The organism is Cryptosporangium phraense, assembly GCF_006912135.1.
GTDB classification, from domain to species: Bacteria; Actinomycetota; Actinomycetes; order Mycobacteriales; family Cryptosporangiaceae; genus Cryptosporangium; species Cryptosporangium phraense.
Window position 1 is genome coordinate 120,154 of the sequence record NZ_VIRS01000009.1, and the last position, 17,575, is coordinate 137,728.

At 70.6% G+C, this 17,575-nt stretch carries 16 protein-coding genes; 13 read left to right on the forward strand and 3 right to left on the reverse strand.

Annotated features, from left to right (window positions below; translation table 11 throughout):
* Positions 1–8: 8 nt before the first annotated feature.
* Both FL583_RS14850 and FL583_RS14855 read right to left on the reverse strand, forming a co-directional pair.
* The gene (locus FL583_RS14850) at positions 9–1,157 is read right to left on the reverse strand and encodes a PQQ-dependent sugar dehydrogenase (protein ID WP_142705215.1); all 1,149 of its coding nucleotides are present in this window, start codon (positions 1,155–1,157) and stop codon (positions 9–11) included.
* 37 nt (positions 1,158–1,194) lie between these two features.
* The gene (locus tag FL583_RS14855; protein ID WP_142705216.1) at positions 1,195–1,614 is read right to left on the reverse strand and encodes a PH domain-containing protein; all 420 of its coding nucleotides are present in this window, start codon (positions 1,612–1,614) and stop codon (positions 1,195–1,197) included.
* 212 nt (positions 1,615–1,826) lie between these two features.
* Here FL583_RS14855 and ilvD point away from each other — a divergent pair, with 212 nt between their 5' ends.
* The 6 genes from ilvD to ilvC all read left to right on the forward strand — a co-directional run bounded on the left by ilvD (position 1,827) and on the right by ilvC (position 7,794).
* Positions 1,827–3,509, forward strand: coding sequence for a dihydroxy-acid dehydratase (gene ilvD / locus FL583_RS14860; RefSeq protein WP_142705217.1), 1,683 nt, complete (start codon positions 1,827–1,829; stop codon positions 3,507–3,509).
* A gap of 146 nt (positions 3,510–3,655) precedes the next feature.
* Positions 3,656–3,907 carry a type II toxin-antitoxin system Phd/YefM family antitoxin gene (locus FL583_RS14865; RefSeq protein WP_142705218.1) on the forward strand — a complete coding sequence of 84 codons (252 nt, stop codon included), beginning with the start codon at positions 3,656–3,658 and terminating at the stop codon, positions 3,905–3,907.
* Positions 3,904–4,161 carry a Txe/YoeB family addiction module toxin gene (locus FL583_RS14870; RefSeq protein WP_142705219.1) on the forward strand — a complete coding sequence of 86 codons (258 nt, stop codon included), beginning with the start codon at positions 3,904–3,906 and terminating at the stop codon, positions 4,159–4,161. The genes FL583_RS14865 and FL583_RS14870 overlap by 4 nt, the downstream gene beginning before the upstream one ends.
* Positions 4,162–4,411: 250 nt before the next feature.
* Entirely contained in the window at positions 4,412–6,187 is a 1,776-nt protein-coding gene (locus tag FL583_RS14875; RefSeq protein WP_142705220.1) for an acetolactate synthase large subunit, read from the forward strand.
* 18 nt (positions 6,188–6,205) lie between these two features.
* A complete protein-coding gene (gene ilvN / locus FL583_RS14880) occupies positions 6,206–6,736 on the forward strand; it encodes an acetolactate synthase small subunit (protein WP_142705221.1) in 531 nt (176 codons plus the stop codon).
* Positions 6,737–6,765: 29 nt separating this feature from the next.
* Entirely contained in the window at positions 6,766–7,794 is a 1,029-nt protein-coding gene (gene ilvC, locus FL583_RS14885) for a ketol-acid reductoisomerase (RefSeq protein ID WP_142705222.1), read from the forward strand.
* Between the two features lie 41 nt (positions 7,795–7,835).
* On the opposite strand, the gene FL583_RS14890 is transcribed toward ilvC, so the two are convergent.
* Positions 7,836–8,264: a hypothetical protein gene (locus FL583_RS14890; protein WP_142705223.1), complete on the reverse strand. Its 429-nt coding sequence runs from the start codon at positions 8,262–8,264 to the stop codon at positions 7,836–7,838.
* Positions 8,265–8,339: 75 nt separating this feature from the next.
* On the opposite strand from FL583_RS14890, the gene serA reads away from it, so the two are divergent.
* From serA to FL583_RS14925, 7 genes are all read left to right on the forward strand, one after another.
* The gene (serA, locus tag FL583_RS14895) at positions 8,340–9,986 is read left to right on the forward strand and encodes a phosphoglycerate dehydrogenase (protein ID WP_142705224.1); all 1,647 of its coding nucleotides are present in this window, start codon (positions 8,340–8,342) and stop codon (positions 9,984–9,986) included.
* A gap of 10 nt (positions 9,987–9,996) precedes the next feature.
* Positions 9,997–11,025 carry a 3-isopropylmalate dehydrogenase gene (locus tag FL583_RS14900; protein WP_142705225.1) on the forward strand — a complete coding sequence of 343 codons (1,029 nt, stop codon included), beginning with the start codon at positions 9,997–9,999 and terminating at the stop codon, positions 11,023–11,025.
* A gap of 175 nt (positions 11,026–11,200) precedes the next feature.
* Complete coding sequence (locus tag FL583_RS14905; RefSeq protein ID WP_142705226.1) at positions 11,201–12,289, forward strand: branched-chain amino acid aminotransferase; 1,089 nt, start codon at positions 11,201–11,203, stop codon at positions 12,287–12,289.
* On the forward strand, positions 12,289–14,016 hold the full coding sequence (locus tag FL583_RS14910) for a gamma-glutamyltransferase family protein (protein ID WP_142705372.1): 1,728 nt from the start codon (positions 12,289–12,291) through the stop codon (positions 14,014–14,016). The genes FL583_RS14905 and FL583_RS14910 overlap by 1 nt, the downstream gene beginning before the upstream one ends.
* Positions 14,017–14,063: 47 nt before the next feature.
* On the forward strand, positions 14,064–15,407 hold the full coding sequence (locus tag FL583_RS14915) for a DUF2252 domain-containing protein (protein ID WP_142705373.1): 1,344 nt from the start codon (positions 14,064–14,066) through the stop codon (positions 15,405–15,407).
* Complete coding sequence (locus FL583_RS14920) at positions 15,391–16,107, forward strand: FadR/GntR family transcriptional regulator (RefSeq protein ID WP_170323653.1); 717 nt, start codon at positions 15,391–15,393, stop codon at positions 16,105–16,107. Before FL583_RS14915 ends, FL583_RS14920 begins: the two co-directional genes overlap by 17 nt.
* A 115-nt stretch (positions 16,108–16,222) precedes the next feature.
* Complete coding sequence (locus FL583_RS14925) at positions 16,223–17,563, forward strand: glutamine synthetase family protein (RefSeq protein ID WP_142705227.1); 1,341 nt, start codon at positions 16,223–16,225, stop codon at positions 17,561–17,563.
* The last annotated feature ends 12 nt before the right edge of the window (positions 17,564–17,575 follow it).

Consider the following 17,575-nt stretch of genomic DNA (forward strand, 5'->3'; position numbering starts at 1 on the left):
ACTAACGCCTACAGCACATCCACGCCGCTGGCGCCGGGCGGGATGATGCGCAGGATCCGGTCGTCGTCCACGCTCGGTTTGCCCCGGCCGTCCCGGTTGGACGTGGTGACCCAGACCGAGCCGTCCGGCGCCGACATGATCGTGCGCAGCCGCCCGTACCGGTCCTGCAGCAGCGGCCGGGGCTCGCCCTTGACCTTGCCGGTGTCGGCGTCCAGCGGCACGACCCAGATCCGCTGGCCCTTCAGCGCGGCGACCAGCAGGTTGTTCCCGACGATCGCCGCGCCGCTCGGGGACGCCTCGTCGGTGCTCCAGGTGACCAGCGGATTCGTGTAGCGCTTGTCGGTGCTCTTGCCCTCCACCGTCGGCCAGCCGTAGTTGCCGCCCTTGGTGATCAGGTTGACCTCGTCCCACTGGTTCTGGCCGAACTCGGTGGCGTACAGGCGCTTCTGCGAGTCCCAGGCCAGGCCCTGGACGTTGCGGTGGCCCCGCGACCAGACCAACGAGTTCGGGTACGGGTTGCCCGGGGCCGGCTTGCCCGCCGTCGTCATCCGCAGGATCTTCCCGCCGAGGCTCTTGACGTCCTGCGCACGGCCGCGCTGGGACGCGTCGCCGGTGCCCGCGTAGAGGTAGCCGTCCGGGCCGAAGGCGAGGCGGCCGCCGTTGTGGATGCCGGAGACCGGGATGCCGGTCACGATCGGCACCGGCGGCTGGCCCAGCACCAGCTTGGCGATCCGGTTGTCGGTGCGGGTCGTGTAGTAGATGTACGCGGTCTTGTCGGTCGCGTACTTCGGCGACACCGCGATGCCGAGCAGCCCGCCCTCGCCGCCGGAGTACGCGTCCTCGATCGTCTGCACCGGCGTCGAGCGGCCGCCCGGGGTGACCTGCAGGATGCGACGGGTGTCCCGCTCGGTGACCAGCGCGTTCCCGTCGGGCAGGAACGCCAGGCCCCACGGCACCTGCAGGTTCTTCACCAGGACCTGGACGCCGACCCCGTCGTCCTCGGCCGACCCGCCCGGCGTCGTGGGTGACGCGCTGGGAGTGGGCAGGTTCGGCGGCTGGCCCTGGTCGGTCTCATCGGGGGCACCGAACGAACAGCCGGTCAGCGCGAGGGTCAGCGCCGTCGCGAGTGCGACCAGCGTCCGTGTAGGCCCGGGCATGCCAACGAGCCTAACCGGCGACCCCCAGCGTCGTCGGTCACGCGTCGGGCACGACTTCCTGAGCGTCCACCGGAGTACGGGCCAGGTTCACGCCCTCCAGCAGGCGGGGGAGCGTCGACGGGGTGACGGCGGGAAGCCGGACCAGGCCGCCGCCGGCGGCCTCGGTGAGCTGGGCCGACACCCGGCCGCGGATCGACACGAAGCCCTCGACGTCGTTCCACGGGAAACGGCGGGTACGCAGCGCGCCGCGGACCGTCAGGTGCTCGGCGTCGACATCGACGCCGGTGCGGACCGTCCACCAGAGCGCGGCGATCGGGACCAGCATGATCGGGGCGTACACCCAGGCCTGACCGGCGATCGTGAACGCGCCGATCGCCAGCACGAGGACCGCGGCGACCGTGGCGAAGCTCTGCCGGAAGCGGACGCGGACCGGGCGGGCCGGGGAGTGGGTGGTCACGCATCCCAGTGTCGCAGGTCGCGTGCCCGGGCGGCGGCGTAGGCTCGGGTCACCGCGCCGCCTTCCCGCCCCGGACCGACGGCACCCCTCTCGGTGCCCTGCCGCCACCGCGGCCCGGCCTCGGGACGCTCCCCGCGGCGGACGGTCGGCCCGGCCGGCTGCCCGCTTCACCCGCGCCCTCCACGTCCGGAGGGCCCTGCCGAGGAAGCCGAATGACCCAGGATCACCCACTGAAACCACGCAGCACCGACGTGACCGACGGGCTGGAGAAGGCCGCCGCCCGCGGCATGCTCCGCGCGGTCGGCATGAAGGACGAGGACTTCGCCAAGCCGCAGATCGGCGTCGCCTCGTCGTGGAACGAGATCACCCCCTGCAACCTCTCGCTGGACCGGCTGGCCAAGGCGGCCAAGGAGGGCGTGCGCGCCGCCGACGGCTTCCCGATGGAGTTCGGCACGATCTCGGTGTCCGACGGCATCTCGATGGGACACGTCGGCATGCACTACTCGCTGGTCAGCCGCGAGGTCATCGCCGACTCGGTCGAGGTCGTGATGCAGGCCGAGCGGCTCGACGGCAGCGTGCTGCTGGCCGGCTGCGACAAGTCGCTGCCCGGCATGCTGATGGCCGCGGCGCGCCTCGACCTCGCGTCGGTGTTCCTGTACGCGGGGTCGACGCTGCCGGGCAAGCTCGACGGCCGGACCGTCACCGTGATCGACGCGTTCGAGGCCGTCGGGGCGTGCGCCCGGGGCCTGATCACCCGGGAGGAGGTCGACCGGGTCGAGCGCGCGATCTGCCCCGGTGAGGGCGCGTGCGGTGGCATGTACACGGCCAACACGATGGCGTCGGCCGCGGAGGCGCTGGGGATGTCGCTGCCGGGGTCGGCCGCGCCGCCGGCGCCGGACCGTCGCCGGGATTCGTACGCGGTGAAGTCCGGCGAGGCCGTGATCAACCTGATCAAGCGGGGGATCACCGCGCGGCAGATCATGACTCGCGAGGCGTTCGAGAACGCGATCACGGTCGTGCAGGCCCTGGGCGGTTCGACGAACGCGGTGCTGCACCTGATGGCGATCGCCCACGAGGCGCGCGTCGACATCACTCTGGAAGACTTCAACCGCATCGGCCACCGGACCCCGCACCTGGCCGACGTGAAGCCGTTCGGTCAGTACGTGATGACCGACGTTGACGAGATCGGTGGCGTGCCGGTCGTCATGAAGGCGCTGCTCGACGCCGGCCTGCTGCACGGTGACTGCCTGACCGTGACCGGGAAGACGCTGGCCGAGAACCTCGCCGACATCGCGCCGCCGGACCCGGACGGCAAGATCATCCACGCGATGAACAACCCGATCCACCCGGTCGGTGGCATCACCGTGCTGCGCGGCTCGCTGGCCCCGGACGGGGCCGTGCTGAAGTCGGCCGGCATCGAGTACGACGTCTTCGAGGGCACCGCGCGCGTCTTCGACGGCGAGCAGGGCGCGATGGACGCGGTCACGCACAACACGCTGAACAAGGGCGACGTGATCGTGATCCGGAACGAGGGGCCGAAGGGTGGGCCGGGGATGCGCGAGATGCTCGCGGTGACCGGGGCGATCAAGGGTGCCGGCCTCGGCAAGGACGTGCTGCTGCTGACGGACGGCCGCTTCTCGGGCGGGACGACCGGCCCGTGCATCGGGCACGTCGCCCCCGAGGCCGCGCACGGCGGGCCGATCGCGCTGGTGCAGGAGGGCGACCGGATCCGGTTGGATCTGAACGCCCAGACGCTCGACCTGCTGGTGGATGACGCGGAGCTCGAGCGCCGCCGGGCGCAGTGGAAGCCGCTGCCGCCGGCCTACGAGACCGGAGTCCTGGCCAAGTACGCCAAGCTCGTCGGAAGCGCCGCCAACGGCGCCGTCTGCGGTTGAGCCGTAGTACCTGAGAGGGCCGCCCGGCGACGGGCGGCCCTCTTTTGCGCTTGCCACTGAAGTGTACGTGTGTATATGTTGAGGCGACCGGCGGGAGCGACGTACAATTTTTTGTACAAGTCGTATTGCAACGCCGGAGGTCCCTCATGCGCACCATGTCCTACTCCGAGTCACGCGCGCGGTACGCCGAGGTGCTCGACGCCGTGATCAACGACCGAGAGGAAATCGTGATCACCCGCTCTGGGCACGACCCAGTAGTCATCGTCCCCTTGGACGAGTACGAGTCCATGAAGGAAACGCTCTACCTGTTCCGCAACCCCGCCAACGCCCGTCACTTGATCGAGTCGATCGAAGAGCTCGAGGGCGGCGGCGGCATCGTCCGGGACATCATCGAATGAAGCTCGTCTGGAGCACGCGTGCGTGGGACGAGTACGTCTGGTGGCAGTCGCACGACCGGAAGGTCGTCAACCGGATCAACCTGCTCCTGCAGGACATCCTGCGTAACGGCAACGACGGGATCGGTAAGCCCGAGCCGCTGAAGTACGAGCGCCACGGGTACTGGGCTCGCCGAATCACGCTCGAGCATCGACTGGTCTACAAAGTCGTCGACGAGGACGTCCGCATCGCCGAATGCCGCTATCACTACGAGTGACCGACGCGGGGCCGCCCAGCCGGGCAGCGGCCCCGCCGCTCGGCGCGCAGACCACAGAGTGGGATGGGTTTGACGGGGGGTGGGAAGCGGCATAGCGTGACCATCGTGCGATCCACCCTGATTCTCGTACTCAGCTAGCGCGTCGACACCGCACCACATCGACGCGCTCACCCCCCGTGCCGCAGGCACGAGGGGTTTTTTGTTGCCCGAGAACTCGAGACCGCGTCACCGCTACACGAAGAGGCCTGCCATGAATGCACCAGCCACCCCACCGGCCCACGAATCGGTCACGGGTGCCCAGTCGCTCGTCCGCTCGCTCGAGGCGGTCGGCGCCGAGGTGGTCTTCGGTATCCCGGGCGGCACCATTCTCCCCACCTACGACCCGCTCTACGACGCGCAGGGCGTCCGGCACATCCTGACCCGTCACGAGCAGGGCGCGGGCCACGCGGCCGAGGGATACGCGCAGGCCACCGGCAAGGTCGGCGTCTGCATGGCGACGTCCGGCCCGGGCGCGACGAACCTGGTCACCGCGATCGCCGACGCGTACATGGACTCGGTGCCGATCGTCGCGATCACCGGCCAGGTCAGCACCCCGATGATCGGCACGGACGCGTTCCAGGAAGCCGACATCTGCGGCATCACGCTGCCGATCACCAAGCACAACTTCCTGGTCAAGCACCCCGAAGAGATCCCCCAGACGATCGCCGAGGCGTTCCACCTGGCCTCCACCGGTCGCCCCGGCCCGGTCCTGGTCGACGTGCCCAAGGACGTCCAGCAGGCGATGACCCGGTTCACCTGGCCGCCGCAGCTGAACCTGCCCGGCTACCGGCCGACCGTCCACCCGCACGGCAAGCAGGTGCGCGAGGCCGCGCGGCTGCTGACCACGTCGAAGCGCCCGGTGCTCTACGTGGGCGGCGGCGTGCTGAAGGCCCGGGCCTCGGCCGAGCTGAAGGTACTGGCCGAGCTGTCCGGCGCGCCGGTCGTCACGACGCTGATGGCGCGGGGCGCGTTCCCCGACAGCCACCGGCAGAACCTCGGGATGCCGGGCATGCACGGCACCGTCGCCGCGGTGCAGGCGCTGCAGAAGGCCGACCTGATCGTCGCGCTGGGCGCCCGGTTCGACGACCGGGTGACCGGCAACCTCGACAGCTTCGCCCCGCACGCGGTGATCGTCCACGCCGACATCGACCCGGCCGAGATCAGCAAGAACCGCACCGCGGACGTGCCGATCGTCGGCGACGCCCGCGAGGTGATCGCCGAGCTGGTCGTCGCGCTGCAGGCCGAGGCCCAGGCCGGCCACCGCGCCGACCTGGAGCCCTGGTGGGCGCAGTTGAACTCCACCCGTGACCGCTACCCGCTGGGTTACGAGGAGCAGGCCGATGGCACGCTGGCACCCCAGTACGTCATCGAGCGGCTGGGGAAGATCTCCGGACCGGAGACGATCTTCGCCGCGGGTGTCGGCCAGCACCAGATGTGGGCCAGCCAGTTCATCTCGTACGAGAACCCGTACACCTGGCTGAACTCCGGCGGCGCGGGGACGATGGGATACGCCGTCCCCGCCGCCATGGGCGCCAAGGTCGGTAAGCCCGACACCACCGTGTGGGCGATCGACGGCGACGGCTGCTTCCAGATGACCAATCAGGAACTGGCCACCTGCGCCCTGGAGGGCATCCCGATCAAGGTCGCCATCATCAACAACGGCAACCTCGGCATGGTCCGGCAGTGGCAGACGCTGTTCTACGAGCAGCGCTACTCCAACACCGACCTGAAGACCCACAAGCAGCGCGTGCCCGACTTCGTGAAGCTGGCCGACGCGCTCGGCTGCGTCGGACTGCGCTGCGAGACCGCGGGCGACGTCGACGCGACGATCGAGAAGGCGATGGAGATCAACGACCAGCCGGTCGTCGTCGACTTCGTGGTCGGGGCCGACGCGATGGTGTGGCCGATGGTCGCGGCCGGGGCCAGCAACGACGACATCCAGGCCGCCCGTGATGTCCGCCCCGTGTGGGGCGAGGACCAGACCTGATCGAGAGAGACACTGACGATGAGCAAGCACACGCTGTCGGTTCTGGTCGAGAACAAGCCGGGTGTTCTCGCCCGGGTGTCCGGCCTGTTCAGCCGGCGCGGGTTCAACATCCACTCGCTCGCGGTCGGGCCGACCGAGCACCCCGACATCTCCCGGATGACCGTCGTCGTGACGGTGGAGGGGCTGGCCCTCGAACAGGTCACCAAGCAGCTGAACAAGCTGGTCAACGTGATCAAGATCGTCGAGCTCGACACCGCGGTGTCGGTGCAGCGCGAGCTGATGCTGTGCAAGGTCCGCACCGACCCGCAGACCCGTTCGCACGTGCTGGAGACCGTCGAGCTGTTCCGGGCCCACGTGGTGGACGTCTCCACCGACTCGGTGACCGTCGAGGCGACCGGCACCGCGGAGAAGCTCGAGGCGCTCGTCCGGGTGCTCGAGCCGTACGGCATCAAGGAACTGGTGCAGTCCGGAATGGTCGCGATCGGCCGGGGACCCAGGTCGATCGCAGCACCCTCAGTTGCATTGCGTAGCGTCGAACGCAGCGCTTGATCTCACTACGGAAGGACGAAGTACTAGTCATGGCCTCTGAAAACCTCCGCGCCGAGCTCTTCTACGACGACGACGCGGACCTGTCGATCATCCAGGGCCGTAAGGTCGCCGTGCTCGGTTACGGCAGCCAGGGTCACGCCCACGCGCTCAGCCTGCGTGACTCCGGCGTCGACGTCCGCGTCGGCCTGCCGGAGGGCTCCAAGAGCCGCCCGAAGGCGGAGGAGGCCGGTCTGCGCGTCGTCACTCCGGCCGAGGCCAGCGCCGAGGCGGACGTGATCATGGTGCTCGCGCCCGACACCGCGCAGCGCACGATCTACGCGAACGACATCGCCCCGAACCTGAAGGACGGCGACGCGCTGCTGTTCGGGCACGGCTTCAACATCCGGTACGACCTGATCCAGCCGCCGGCGAACATCGACGTCGCGATGATCGCGCCGAAGGGCCCGGGTCACCTCGTGCGTCGGCAGTACGTCGACGGCAAGGGTGTGCCGGTGCTCGTCGCGGTCGAGCAGGACTCGACCGGTAACGCTCTGCAGTTGGCGCTGTCGTACGCGAAGGGCATCGGCGGCACCCGCGCCGGCGCGATCAAGACGACGTTCAAGGAAGAGACCGAGACCGACCTCTTCGGCGAGCAGACGGTCCTCTGCGGTGGCGTGGAGGAGCTGGTGAAGGCCGGGTTCGAGACGCTGACCCAGGCCGGTTACCAGCCGGAGATCGCGTACTTCGAGTGCCTCCACGAGCTGAAGCTGATCGTGGACCTCATGTACGAGGGTGGGATCGCGCGGATGAACTACTCGGTCAGCGACACCGCCGAGTACGGCGGTTACGTGTCCGGGCCGCGGGTCGTCACCGACGAGACCAAGAAGGCCATGAAGCAGGTCCTCACCGAGATCCAGGACGGGACGTTCGCCCGTAACTGGATCGCCGAGGACGACAACGGGCGTCCGAACTTCACCAAGCTCCGCGAGGAGAACGCCGCCGACCCGATCGAGGTCACCGGCAAGAAGCTCCGCGACATGATGTCGTGGGTCGACCGCCCCATCACCGAGACGGCCTGAGCTACCGCTGACGGGGGTGTGGGCGCTCGCCCGCGCCCCCGTTACGTGTTCCGGGCGCGGTGCATCACGATCAGCGTGGCGCCGCCGAGGGCGGTGAGGGCCAGGGCGCCGGCGCCCACCGGGTCCAGGACGCCGTCCACACCCTGGGTGAGGGCGCCCACGGCGGGCCAGCCCGCCACTACCACCGTGCACAGGCTCGCGATCATCAGACGGCGGGGTTCGTCGGGCTCGTCGTAGTAGGCGTACTTCCAGGCGGCCCGGGCGCCGACGGCGCTCAGCGCGGCGAGCACCAGCACGCCCACGACGACGATGCCGAGCGCCAGCGCGTCCCCGATCGTCGACGGCACCGAGCCGGTGAGCAGGAACGCCACCGCGACGGCGGCCCAGCCGAGGGCCAGCGCCCCGCCGAGCAGCCCGGCGACCGCCCATCCCCGGCTACCCGTGGTGCGCTGCTCGCTGTTGGTACTCACAACTGAACCTCCGTCCGGCGATGCCACGTTCCTTAGTATCGGAATGCCGCACTCTCCGCCGGTAAGGACAACGACGTGCCTCAGCCAGTGGTCCTCGTCGCCGAGGAACTCGCACCGTCCGCGCTCGACGTCCTCGCCCGGGACTTCGAGGTCCGCCACGTCGACGGCGCCGACCGCGCCGCGCTGCTCCCGGCCCTGGCCGAAGCGGACGCCGTCCTGGTCCGCAGCGCCACTCAGATCGACGCCGAAGCGCTGGCCGCCGCCCCGAGGCTCAAGGTCGTCGCGCGGGCCGGGGTCGGACTCGACAACGTCGACGTCCCGGCGGCGACGGCCCGGGGCGTCATGGTCGTGAACGCGCCGACGTCGAACATCGTCTCGGCGGCCGAGCAGGCGATCGCGCTGCTGCTGGCCACCGCCCGCAACATCGCCCCGGCCCACGCGGCGCTGCGCGACGGCCGCTGGCAGCGCTCCGAGTTCACCGGCGTCGAGATCTCCGACAAGACGATCGGCATCGTCGGGCTGGGCCGCATCGGCGTGCTGTTCGCCCAGCGCATGGCCGCGTTCGGCACCCGTCTGATCGCCTACGACCCGTACGTCCAGCCCACCAGGGCCGCGCAGATCGGCGTCCGGCTGGTGAGCCTGGAGGAGCTGCTGGCCGACAGCGACTTCATCTCGATCCACCTCCCGAAGACCGCGGAGACCCTCGGGCTGATCGGCGAGAAGGAGCTCCGTCTCGTCAAACCGACCGTCCGCATCGTGAACGCCGCCCGGGGCGGGCTGGTCGACGAACAGGCCCTGTTCAACGCGATCACCGAAGGCCGCGTAGCCGGCGCCGGCCTGGACGTCTACGCGACCGAACCGTGCACCGACTCGCCGCTGTTCGCGCTGGAGAACGTCGTGGCCACCCCGCACCTCGGGGCGTCCACGGTGGAGGCGCAAGACAAGGCCGGGCTCGCCGTCGCGCGGAGCGTCCGACTGGCGCTGAACGGCGAGTTCGTGCCGGACGCCGTGAACGTGCAGGCCGGAGGGGTGGTGGCGGAAGAGGTCCGGCCGTCGCTGCCGCTGGCCGAGAAGCTCGGCCGGGTGTTCACCGCGCTGGCCAGCGGGCTGGCCCGGTCGATCACGGTCGACGTCCGGGGCGACCTCGCCGAGTTCGACGTCAGCGTGCTCGAGCTGGCCGCGCTCAAGGGGGTGTTCGCGGACATCGTCGAGGAGTCGGTGACGTTCGTGAACGCGCCGCTGCTGGCCAAGGAGCGCGGGGTCGAGGTCGGGCTGACGACGGAGTCGGCGAGCCCGGAGTACCGCAACCTGGTGACGGTCTCCGGCGTGCTGGCCGACGGACGCACGCTGCGCGTCTCCGGGACGCTGTCCGGCCAGCGGCGGGTCCAGAAGCTGACGAACATCGACGCGTTCGACATCGACCTGGTCCCGAACGGAAACCTGCTGTTCCTGCAGTACGCCGACCGCCCGGGCGTGGTCGGCACGCTCGGGGTGCTGCTCGGCGACGCCGGCGTCAACATCGCCGGCATGCAGGTGGCCCGCTCGGAGTCGGGTGGCCGCAGCCTGATGGCGCTCGCGGTCGACCAGGCGGTGCCCGGCGACCTGCTCCAGCGGCTCGCAGCCGCGATCGGTGCGCACGACGCCAACACGGTTGACCTCAGCGAAGTCGAGCCCGTCCCGAGCAGCGGGACCGGTGTACCGGAAGATGGGACGCTTCGCTAAGCTCGTCCCCATGACGAACCTGGCGGTCATCGGCGGCGACGGCATCGGTCCGGAGGTGGTGGCCGAGGGCCTGAAGGTCCTGAACGCGGTCCTGCCGGGCGTCGAGACCACCGACTACGACCTGGGTGCCCGCCGCTACCACGCCACCGGCGAGGTGCTGCCCGACTCGGTGCAGAACGAGCTGGCCGGGCACGACGCGATCCTGCTGGGTGCGGTCGGCGACCCGGGCGTGCCGCCGGGCGTCCTCGAGCGGGGGCTGCTGCTCAAGCTGCGGTTCGCGTTCGACCACTACGTCAACCTGCGGCCGGCCCGGCTCTACGAGGGCGTCACCAGCCCGCTGGCCGGTGTGAAGCCCGGTGACATCGACTTCGTCGTCGTCCGCGAGGGCACCGAGGGCCTCTACGTCGGCGCCGGTGGCGTGCTGGCCAAGGGCACTCCGCGCGAGGTCGCGACCGAGGAGAGCCTGAACTCGCGCAGCGGCGTCGAGCGCGTGATCCGGGACGCCTTCAGCCGCGCACAGAGCCGCCCGCGCCGCCACCTCACGCTCGTCCACAAGCAGAACGTGCTGGTCAACGCCGGCAACCTGTGGTCGAGGACGTTCACCGAGGTGGGCAAGGAGTTCCCCGACGTCGTCACCGAGTACCAGCACGTCGACGCGGCGAGCATGTTCTTCGTGACGCAGCCGCAGCGGTTCGACGTGGTCGTCACCGACAACCTGTTCGGGGACATCCTCACCGACATCGCGGCCGCGATCAGCGGCGGCATCGGGCTGGCCGCCAGCGGCAACATCAACCCGACGAAGGAGTACCCGTCGATGTTCGAGCCGGTCCACGGCTCGGCGCCGGACATCACCGGGAAGGGCATCGCCGACCCCACCGCGACGATCCTGTCGGTCGCGCTGCTGCTCGACCACCTGGGCCACACCGACGAGGCCGACAAGGTCGAGGCCGCGGTGGCCGACGACCTGGCCGCGCGCGAACCGGGCGCAGGCGTACGCACCAGCGAGGTAGGCGACCGGATCGCCGCGCGTGTGAGCTAGCCCCGTCGTACCGAAAGACCCGGGCGCCACACGGCGCCCGGGTCTTCGTCGTATCTGACGACGCTCGGTCGGCCGTTCTGGCGCCCGCACCCACCCCCGCCGCTCGAACGGGCGGTAAATTCGGGTGTGGCCCCCTTCGTGGTCAGGCCCACCCCAGCGATGCGGAAGGACCGCCATGAGCAGCACCCTGGACTTCGAGATCATCCCGGCCACGAAGCCCGCCAGCGACGAGGAGCGCGCCGCGCTGATGGCCGACCCCGGCTTCGGCCGGATCTTCACCGACCACATGGTGACGATCCGCTACGCCGAGGGAAAGGGCTGGTACGACGCCCGGCTCGAGCCGTACGGGCCGATCAGCCTCGACCCGGCCACGTCCGCGCTCCACTACGGCCAGGAGATCTTCGAGGGCCTCAAGGTCTACCGGCACCCCGACGGCTCGCTCGGGCTGTTCCGGCCGGAGCAGAACGCCCGCCGGTTCAACCGCTCGGCGGCCCGGCTCGCGATGCCCGAGATCCCCGAGGAGCTGTTCCTCGAGTCGATCCGGCTGCTCGTCGAGCGCGACCAGAACTGGGTGCCGAGCGCCCCGGAGACCAGCCTCTACCTGCGGCCGTTCATGTTCGCGACCGACCCGTACCTGGGCGTCCGCCCGGCCCTGGAGTACCTGTACGTGCTGATCGCGTCCCCGGTCGGCGCGTACTTCCCGCGCGGGGTCCAGCCGGTGAGCGTCTGGCTGTCGACCGACTACACCCGGGCCGCGCCCGGTGGCACCGGCGAGGCCAAGTGCGCTGGCAACTACGCGGCCAGCCTCGTCGCCCAGGCCCAGGCGGCCGCGCAGGGCTGTGACCAGGTGGTCTGGCTCGACGCGACCGAGCACAAGTACATCGAAGAGATGGGCGGGATGAACCTGTACTTCGTCTTCGAGGGCACGACGCTGGTCACCCCGGAGCTGAACGGGTCGCTGCTGCCCGGCGTCACCCGGGACAGCATCCTGCAACTGGCGCAGGAGCTGGGCCTGGAGACCGACGTGCGGAAGATCTCCACCGACGAGTGGCGGGAGTCCGCGGCCAGCGGCCGGATGACCGAGGCGTTCGCCTGCGGCACGGCCGCGGTGATCACGCCGGTCGGGACGGTCAAGGGCACCGACGGCGAGTTCGCGGTCGCCGACGGCGGGCCCGGCGAGGTGACGATGAAGCTGCGCAGCGCGCTGCTCGACATCCAGCACGGCCGGGTGAACGACACCCACGGGTGGATCACGACCCTCTGATGCAGGCGCGCCCGGATCTCACCGGCTCGTTCGGGATGTGCGCCTCCACGCACTGGCTGGCTTCGGCGTCCGGGCAGGCTGTGCTCGAACGTGGGGGCAACGCGTTCGACGCGGCCGTGGCGGCGGCGTTCGTCCTGCATGTCGTCGAGCCGCACCTGAACGGGCCGGGCGGCGATCTCGTCGCGCTCGTCGCCCCGGCCGGACGAGCCCCGAAGACCCTGGCCGGGCAGGGGCCGGCCCCGGCCGCGGCCACGATCGAGCACTTCGGGCGGCTCGGCCTCGACCTCGTGCCGGGCGCCGGGGCCCTGGCCGCGGCCGTGCCCGGAGCGGTGGACGCCTGGCTGGTCCTACTGCGTGACCACGGCACCTGGGAGGTGCCGGAGGTGCTCGAATTCGCCGAGCACTACGCGTCGAAGGGGCACGCGCTGCTGCCGGCCGAGGTGGCGACGATCGCCGGTGCGGCGGACCTGTTCCGGGATCATTGGCCGAGCTCAGCGGCGTTATGGCTGCCCGGCGGCCGGGTGCCCGGCGTCGGCGAGGTGCTCCGCAACCCGGCCTGGGCCCGCACCCTCGCCCGCCTCTCCGACGCCGCCCGCGGGCCCGGCGCGGTCGGCCGCGAGGCGCGCATCGACGCGGTACGGCGCCAATGGCGGGCCGGGTTCGTCGCGGCCGCGATCTGTGAATCGGTGACCACGCCGCACCGGCACTCGTCCGGAGGCGACTTCGCCGGGGTGCTGTGCCTCGACGACTTCGCCTCCTGGGAGCCCGGCTACGAGGAACCCGTCCGCGGCTCGTTCCGGGGCCACGAGGTGCTCAAGGCCGGCCCCTGGTCGCAAGGTCCGGTGCTGCTCCAGACGCTGGCGATCCTCGACGGTTTCACCGACGTCGAACTCGACCTCGGTACGCCGGGAGGCGTCCACCGGGTGCTGGAGGCGCTGAAGCTGGCGCTGGCCGACCGCGATGTCTACTACGGCGAGGACGCCGACCTCGGAGAGCTGCTGAGCCCGGCCTACGCCGCACAGCGGCGGACGCTGATCGGCGAGCGGGCCTCGGCCGAGTTCCGACCCGGCGGAGCGTCGACCTACCGGCCACCGCTCCTCGAGGGAGAACGGATCCTCGACCGCACCACCGGCGAGCCCACCGTGCGCGGCGACACGTGTCACCTCGACGTGGTCGACCGCTGGGGCAACGTGATCTCGGCGACGCCGTCCGGCGGGTGGCTGCAGTCCTCGCCGACGATCCCGGAGCTCGGGTTCGCGCTCGGCACCCGCCTGCAGATGAGCTGGCTCGACGCGAAGAGTCCCTCCGCACTGCGCCCCGGGAAACGGCCCCGCACCACGCTCACCCCCTCGCTGCTGGTCAAGGACGGCGAGGTCGTCAGCGCGTTCGGCACCCCCGGTGGCGACCAGCAGGACCAGTGGCAGGCGGCCTACGTCGTGCGCGTGCTGGCCGGCGGCCTGACCCCGCAGCAGGCGATCGAGGCCCCGGCGTTCCACACGACGAGCTTTCCCGGCAGCTTCTGGCCGCGCTGGTGGACGCCGGGCGGCGCAGTGGTCGAAGACCGGATGACCGGCATCGACGAACTCGAGGCCCGGGGCCACGTCGTCACCCGGGCCGGCGACTGGACGCTCGGGCGGCTCTCGTCGGTGAGCCGTGACCCGGCGACCGGCCGGCTGGGTGCCGCCGCCAACCCGCGCGGCGCGCAAGGCTACGCGGTGGGTCGCTAGGACCGTCTACCCTCCGTTTCGTGGCACAACAGACTCCGGCCTCGGCACTGATCGACGCGATCGCCGCGCGGAACGCCGACGAGCGGTCGGACCAGCTCATCGAGATCCTCGTCGACACGTTCCACCCGCTGATCGAGGCCGCGCCGGCCGCGTTCCGCACGAAGTTCCGGAAGATGGCGGCCGACCCGTTCGCGTTCTACCGGGGCAGCGCCTGCATCTTCTACGCCGACGTCACCGACCCGCGGATCGACGTCGAGGACCCGTGGACCGACGAGCGCACCCGTCGGGTCTGGATCCAGGGCGACCTGCACTGCCAGAACTTCGGCACGTACATGGACAGCTCCGGCGTCCTGGTCTTCGACGTCAACGACTACGACGAGGCCTACGTCGGTCACTACACCTGGGACCTGCAGCGTCTGGCGGCCAGCCTCGCTCTGCTCGGCTTCGGTAAAGCGTTGTCGGACGCCACGATCGAGCGCATGATCCGCACGGTGTCGGACGCCTACCTGCGCACGGTCCGACGCTTCGCCGAGCACACCGGGGACGAGGAGTTCCGGCTGACGCTGGACAGCGCGACCGGCGTGCTCCGGGACGTGCTGCTCGACTCGCGCATGCAGACCCGGATCGCGCTGCTGCAGCGCACGACGACGATCCGCGAAGCCGACCGGGTGTTCCGGGAGGGCCCGGGCGTGCGGCTGCTCGACGACTCCGAGAAAGCGAAGGTGGAGAAGGCGTTCCGGAAGTACCTGGAGACGATCCCCGAGGGGAAGCGGAAAGACGTCCAGAGCTACGTCGTCAAGGACGTGGTCGGGCGGTCCGGGTTCGGCATCGGCTCGGCCGGGCTGCCCGCGTACAACCTGCTGGTCGAGGGCGCGACGCAGGCGCTGGAGAACGACGTCGTGCTGTCGATGAAGCAGGGCAACGTGGCCGCGCCGAGCCGGGTCGTGCCCGACCCCGACATCAAGAGCTACTTCGAGCACCACGGGCACCGCACGGTGGTGTCGCAGCGGGCACTGCAGGCGCACGCCGACCCATGGCTCGGGTGGACCGAGATCGACGGCGTCGGCCAGGTCGTGCAGGAGCTCTCGCCGTACGAGAACGACATCGACTGGTCGGACGTCAACGAGCCGGACGACATCATGCCGTTGCTCGACCAGCTCGGGCAGGCCGTGGCCAAGGTGCACTGCGTGTCCGACGCCGACAGCGAGCAGAGCCTGGTGAAGTTCCAGACCGAGGACGCGATCGTGGCCGCGGTGGGCGACCGGGACGAGGAGTTCGCGGCCGATCTGGTGGCGTTCGGGCTCGGCTACGCCCGCCAGGTCCGCGACGACCACCGCCACTTCGTCGACGCGTTCCGCAACGGCCGGATCCCAGGTGTCGACGGGGGCTGAGCCGGCGGAGGAACTCGCCCGGGTGCTGTTCCGGCCGGTCCGGGACGGGAACCCGTTCGAGGTGACCGTCGAGCGGCTGGCCACCGCCATCCGGCTGGGTGCGGTCACCGACCGGCTTCCTCCGGAGCGGGAGCTCGCCGCGATGCTCGGGGTCAGCCGGATGACGCTGCGCGACGCGCTGGGAGCGCTGGCCGACGCGGGCTTCGTGACGTCCCGGCGGGGGCGGGGCGGCGGCACGTTCGTGCGTCACCGGCCGCCGCCGGAGGACGATGCCGAGACCGTCGCCCGGTCGATGGGGGAGTCGCTCACCCATGCACTGGACTACCGCCGGATCATCGAGCCGGGAGCGGCGGCGCTGGCGGCTTCGTGCGCCGACGTTCAGGGGCTGCGCGGTTACCTGGCCGACATCTCGGCCGCTCCCGACGACGCGGCCCGGCGGCGGGCCGACTCGCGCTTCCACCTCGCGATCGCCAGCGTCACCGGCAACGCCCCGCTGATCGCCGCGGTCGCCGACGTCCAGGCCCGGCTCTCCGGGTTGCTGGAGCTGATCCCGGTGTTGCGCTCGAACATCGCCCACTCCGACGCCCAGCACGCCGAGATCGTCGCCGCGATCGGGCGCGGCGACGGGGCGGCCGCGGAGAGGCACATGCGCGAGCACTGCGACGCCACGGCGGCCCTGCTGCGCGGCTTCCTGCGTTGACCCCGCCTGCGGTGGTTCGCCGCATAGCGTAAATAAAAGGTCTGAGCGGAGACCATTGCGCGGCGGCGCCACACGATCTACGTTGCGCAGCAACGTACGAAAACCGGAGGTGGGCATGGCGGGCCGGTTGGACCTGGAGCAGCTCCGAATTGAGATCGCCGACGGAACCATCGACACGGTGGTCCTCGGGTTCACCGACATGCAGGGCCGACTGCAGGGGAAGCGGCTCTCCGCCGAGTACTTCCTGTCCGACGTCGTCGGGCACGCGGCCGAGGGCTGCAACTACCTCCTCGCGGTCGACGTCGAGATGAACACCGTCGACGGCTACGCGATGAGCTCGTGGTCCACCGGCTACGGCGACTTCGTGCTCCAGCCCGACTTCTCGACGCTGCACCGCATCCCGTGGCACCCCGGCAGCGTCGGCGTGCTCGCCGACCTGGAGTGGCTCGACGGGACGCCGGTCGTCGCGTCGCCCCGGCAGATCCTGCGGAAGCAGGCCGACCGGCTGGCCGAGCGCGGCTGGAAGGCGTACGCGGGCACCGAGCTCGAGTTCGTCGTCTACAAGGACTCGTACGAGGAGGCCTGGAACGCCGGCTACCGGAACCTGACCCCGGCGAACCAGTACAACGTCGACTACTCGCTGCTCGGCACGGCCCGGATCGAGCCGTTACTGCGCCGGATCCGGCTCGCGATGACCGGCGCCGGCCTCACCGTCGAGTCGGCCAAGGGCGAGTGCAACCCCGGGCAGCACGAGATCGCGTTCCTGTACGACGAGGTCACCGCGGCCTGCGACCACCACGTCATCTACAAGAACGGCGCCAAGGAGATCGCGGCCCAGGACGGCGTGAGCCTTACGTTCATGGCCAAGGTGAACGAGCGCGAGGGCAACTCGTGCCACATCCACATGTCGGTGCGGGGCACCGACGGTTCTCCGGTCTTCGCGGACTCCCCGGCGGTGTTCGACCAGTTCCTGGCCGGGCAGCTGAAGTACCTGCGCGAGCTGACGCTGCTGTTCGCGCCGAACATCAACTCGTACAAGCGCTACGCGGACGGGTCGTTCGCGCCGACCGCGATCGCCTGGGGGCACGACAACCGGACGTGCGCGCTGCGGGTGGTCGGGCACGGGTCCGGGCTGCGGTTCGAGAACCGGGTGCCGGGCGCGGACGTCAACCCGTACCTGGCGTCGGCGGCGATGATCGTGGCCGGGCTGGCCGGCGTCGAGGAGGAGCTGGAACTCGAGCCGGAGCTGGTCGGCAACGCCTACACCTCGGACGCCCCGCGGGTGCCCACCACGCTGCGGGCCGCCCGGGAGGCGTTCGCGTCGTCGTCCCTGGCCCGCACCGCGTTCGGCAACGACGTCGTCGACCACTACCTGAACGCGGCCGACGTCGAGCTGAAGGCCTTCGACGCGGCCGTCACCGACTGGGAGCTGCGCCGCGGCTTCGAGCGCCTCTGATCGCTGGAGAAC

Bases quoted from the DNA above. Each gene is read 5' to 3' on its own strand.
- FL583_RS14925 (WP_142705227.1), top strand. From the start codon at position 16,223: ATGGCGGGCCGGTTGGACCTGGAGCAGCTCCGAATTGAGATCGCCGAC.
- FL583_RS14910 (WP_142705372.1), top strand. From the start codon at position 12,289: ATGCAGGCGCGCCCGGATCTCACCGGCTCGTTCGGGATGTGCGCCTCC.
- FL583_RS14900 (WP_142705225.1), top strand. From the start codon at position 9,997: ATGACGAACCTGGCGGTCATCGGCGGCGACGGCATCGGTCCGGAGGTG.
- FL583_RS14905 (WP_142705226.1), top strand. From the start codon at position 11,201: ATGAGCAGCACCCTGGACTTCGAGATCATCCCGGCCACGAAGCCCGCC.
- ilvC (WP_142705222.1), top strand. From the start codon at position 6,766: ATGGCCTCTGAAAACCTCCGCGCCGAGCTCTTCTACGACGACGACGCG.
- FL583_RS14870 (WP_142705219.1), top strand. From the start codon at position 3,904: ATGAAGCTCGTCTGGAGCACGCGTGCGTGGGACGAGTACGTCTGGTGG.
- FL583_RS14875 (WP_142705220.1), top strand. From the start codon at position 4,412: ATGAATGCACCAGCCACCCCACCGGCCCACGAATCGGTCACGGGTGCC.
- FL583_RS14865 (WP_142705218.1), top strand. From the start codon at position 3,656: ATGCGCACCATGTCCTACTCCGAGTCACGCGCGCGGTACGCCGAGGTG.
- FL583_RS14850 (WP_142705215.1), bottom strand. From the start codon at position 1,157: ATGCCCGGGCCTACACGGACGCTGGTCGCACTCGCGACGGCGCTGACC.
- ilvD (WP_142705217.1), top strand. From the start codon at position 1,827: ATGACCCAGGATCACCCACTGAAACCACGCAGCACCGACGTGACCGAC.
- ilvN (WP_142705221.1), top strand. From the start codon at position 6,206: ATGAGCAAGCACACGCTGTCGGTTCTGGTCGAGAACAAGCCGGGTGTT.